Origin of the sequence: Sphingobium xenophagum NBRC 107872, from assembly GCF_000367345.1 — a bacterium.
GTDB lineage: Bacteria > Pseudomonadota > Alphaproteobacteria > Sphingomonadales > Sphingomonadaceae > Sphingobium > Sphingobium xenophagum.
Window position 1 is genome coordinate 1 of record NZ_BARE01000114.1, and the last position, 2,940, is coordinate 2,940.

The window sequence follows — 2,940 nt, forward strand, 5'->3', positions numbered from 1 at the left end:
GTCGCGGCGTGACGGCGACCAAGAGGAAGTAGGATCAAGGCATGTCCAGACCTGTGAAGCTATTGTTGACGGCAGGACTATGCTTGCCTGCGCTGATGATGGCCGGCATCGCTATTCATCCAGGGCATGCACAGGGCGCTGAACCGGATGATGCCAGCACCCGGGCGGCCAAAACCGTCCGGGCGATGACGCAGGCGGAAAAGACGATACTGACCCACGGCATCATGCCACTGCCGATTGGTGACAACCCGCCGCCGATCCCGGCGGAAGCGATCCCTGGCGCGGGCTATATTCCGGGAATTCCACGCCTTGGCGTGCCAGCGCTTCTGGAGACCGACGCGAGCCTTGGCGTGTCCTATGTTTTTGGCCTGCGAAAGGACGGCGCGACCGCCCTCCCCTCTGGCCTTGCCATGGCTTCCACCTGGAACCCGGATCTTCTGTACAAGGGCGGCGTCATGATCGGCGGGGAAACCCGTGCCAAGGGTTTCAATGTGCTGCTGGCCGGTGGCGTCAACCTGATGCGCGATCCGCGCAATGGCCGTACCTTCGAATATTTTTCGGAAGACCCCCTGCTCAGCGGCGTGCTGGCCGGTCATGCCATCAAGGGTGTTCAGTCCAATCACATCATATCGACGATCAAGCATTTCGCCCTCAACGGGCAGGAGACCGGCCGCAAGTTCGCGGACGTCATGATCTCCGACGAAGCCGCGCATGAAAGCGATCTGCTCGCATTCAAGATCGGCATGGAAATCGGTAATCCGGGGTCGGTCATGTGCGCCTATAATCGCATACATGGCGAACAGGCCTGCGCCAGCGACTATCTGCTCAACAAGATATTGAAGCGGGAATGGGGTTATAAGGGCTTCGTCATGTCGGATTGGGGCGCGGTTCCCAATCTGGAATCAGCGCTCAAGGGTCTTGATCAACAGTCCGGATCGCAGCTCGATCCCGCCTTGTTCTTTGGTGACAAGCTGGCGGCCGCGGCACAGTCGGACCCCGCCTATGCGGCCCGTCTGGATGACATGAACAAGCGCATTCTCTGGGCGATCTACGCCAATGGGCTGGACAAATATCCGGTCGCCAAGGGCGGGACAATCGACTTTCAGGCGAACGGCGAGGTCGCGCTGGAAACCGCGCGGCAGGGCATTGTCCTCTTGCGCAACGAACGCGGCGTCCTGCCTCTGTCAAAGTCAGCGAAAAGCATCACGGTCATCGGCGGCTTCGCTGATTCCGGCGTCCTGTCCGGTGCGGGGTCCAGCCAGGTTCAGGGCGAAGGCGGCGCGGCCGTCACGATTCCGCTTTCAGGATCGTCACCCTGGGCCGGATTCCTGGTGCAGGCATATCATCGGTCATCGCCGCTTGCCGCGATCAAGGCCATAGTGCCGAACGCCGAGGTCCGCTTCCGCGACAGCCGGTTCATAGCGGACGCCGTGGAGCAGGCGAAGCGTGCGGAAGTGGCGATCGTCTTTGCCACCAAATGGTCGAGCGAGGGGTTTGACCAGCCCGACCTTTCCCTGCCGGATGGTCAGGATGCGCTGATCGCTGCCGTGGCCGACGCTAACCCGAACACCATCGTCGTTCTGGAAACCGGCAACCCTATCGCGATGCCCTGGCTCGAAAAGACCGCGGCCGTCGTGCAGGCTTGGTATCCCGGCGCGCGCGGCGGCGAAGCCATCGCCTCTATCCTGTTCGGTGACACCAATCCTTCTGGCCGCCTGCCTATCACCTTCCCCACAAGCGTCGATCAATTGCCGCGCCCGGTGCTTGATGGTTACAACGATTTCGAACCCAATTTCGCAGGCGATGCACCATATAAGGACGCAAAGCTGGTCGTGAACTATGACATTGAAGGGTCGAACCTGGGCTATCGCTGGAATGCGCTGAAGGGGCACAAGGCTCTTTTCCCGTTCGGCTATGGCCTTAGCTACACAAGCTTCAAAGCCGATGGGCTCAAGACCGATGGCAACAAGACCAGCCTGACGGTGCGCAACACTGGCCAGCGTACCGGCGCGACGGTCGCTCAACTCTATCTGGTCCGCCGGTCCGGCACGGCCTTGCAGCGATTGGTCGGGTTCAAGCGAGTTGAGCTGGCACCCGGCCAGTCCGAAAAAGTTTCGCTGACCATTGATCCGCGCCTTCTGGCCGACTGGAAGGACGGCGCCTGGTCAATGCCCGCCGGCGATTATCAGTTTGCCATCGGCGACAATGCCGAAACGCTCGGCACACCGGTCAAAGTTCGCCTTGGCGCAAAACGCTGGAAGGACTGATCCTCCCGCGGGGCTGGTCAACCGTATCGTTGGCCAGCCACACTAAAGCTGCCTTCGCATCCATGTGGCCGGGGGAGGTGCGCGGCCGGTTGGCTGCCGTCATCCGCCTGGCGCGACCGTGACTTTACAGTCTATGGTCGCGATGCCGAGAAACTCAGCTATACAATGCTGCCCGATTTTTATGGCAGGCGTTCCGGTGATTGCGCCTGTTGAGATACAGTCACCCCGACATAATGGCACGCCGCGGCGCGCTGCCTCACCGAGCGCATAGGCGAATACCTCTAGCGGGCCGCCGGGCACCATAGCAGCGCTGCTTTCCCGGACGAGAACGCCGTCGATCGTAGTGCGGCATATGATGCCATTCCAACCCCGTTCGCGCCAGTCGACCACCTCCGCACCCAGAATGAGGCCGTTATTATTCCCGAAGCCTGCAATACTCGCCGTTGTTGGAAGGTCGTTGATTGTCGCGAGCGGACTGCCCGCAACCTCGATACCGACATGCACCGCGCCGATCAGTTCGGCGGCTTCTTCACAGGTCCATTGCACCTTGTCCGCTGGCGCATCGGCATTCGCTAGGATGACCACTTCCGCCTCGAAAAGCGCGGATCCTCCCGCCGTCATCGGGAAGGGGTTCGTCGCTGCCGCACTTGAAATGCTGCCTGCAAAGATGGGC

The 2,940-nt window shown here is 61.1% G+C and carries 2 protein-coding genes; one reads left to right on the forward strand and one right to left on the reverse strand.

The features are described 5' to 3' along the window. The first annotated feature begins 41 nt into the window (after positions 1-41). Positions 42-2,267, forward strand: a complete 2,226-nt coding sequence (locus SX1_RS22015) for a beta-glucosidase family protein (protein WP_026150054.1) — start codon at positions 42-44, stop codon at positions 2,265-2,267. 99 nt (positions 2,268-2,366) lie between these two features. On the opposite strand, the gene SX1_RS23410 is transcribed toward SX1_RS22015, so the two are convergent. Beyond that, positions 2,367-2,940: fumarylacetoacetate hydrolase family protein (locus SX1_RS23410; protein WP_043146402.1), on the reverse strand; the 574-nt coding region annotated here is incomplete at its 5' end.

What these genes read in the sequence shown, in the direction of transcription:
- SX1_RS22015 (WP_026150054.1), top strand. Translation starts at nt 42, where the DNA reads ATGTCCAGACCTGTGAAGCTATTGTTGACGGCAGGACTATGCTTGCCT.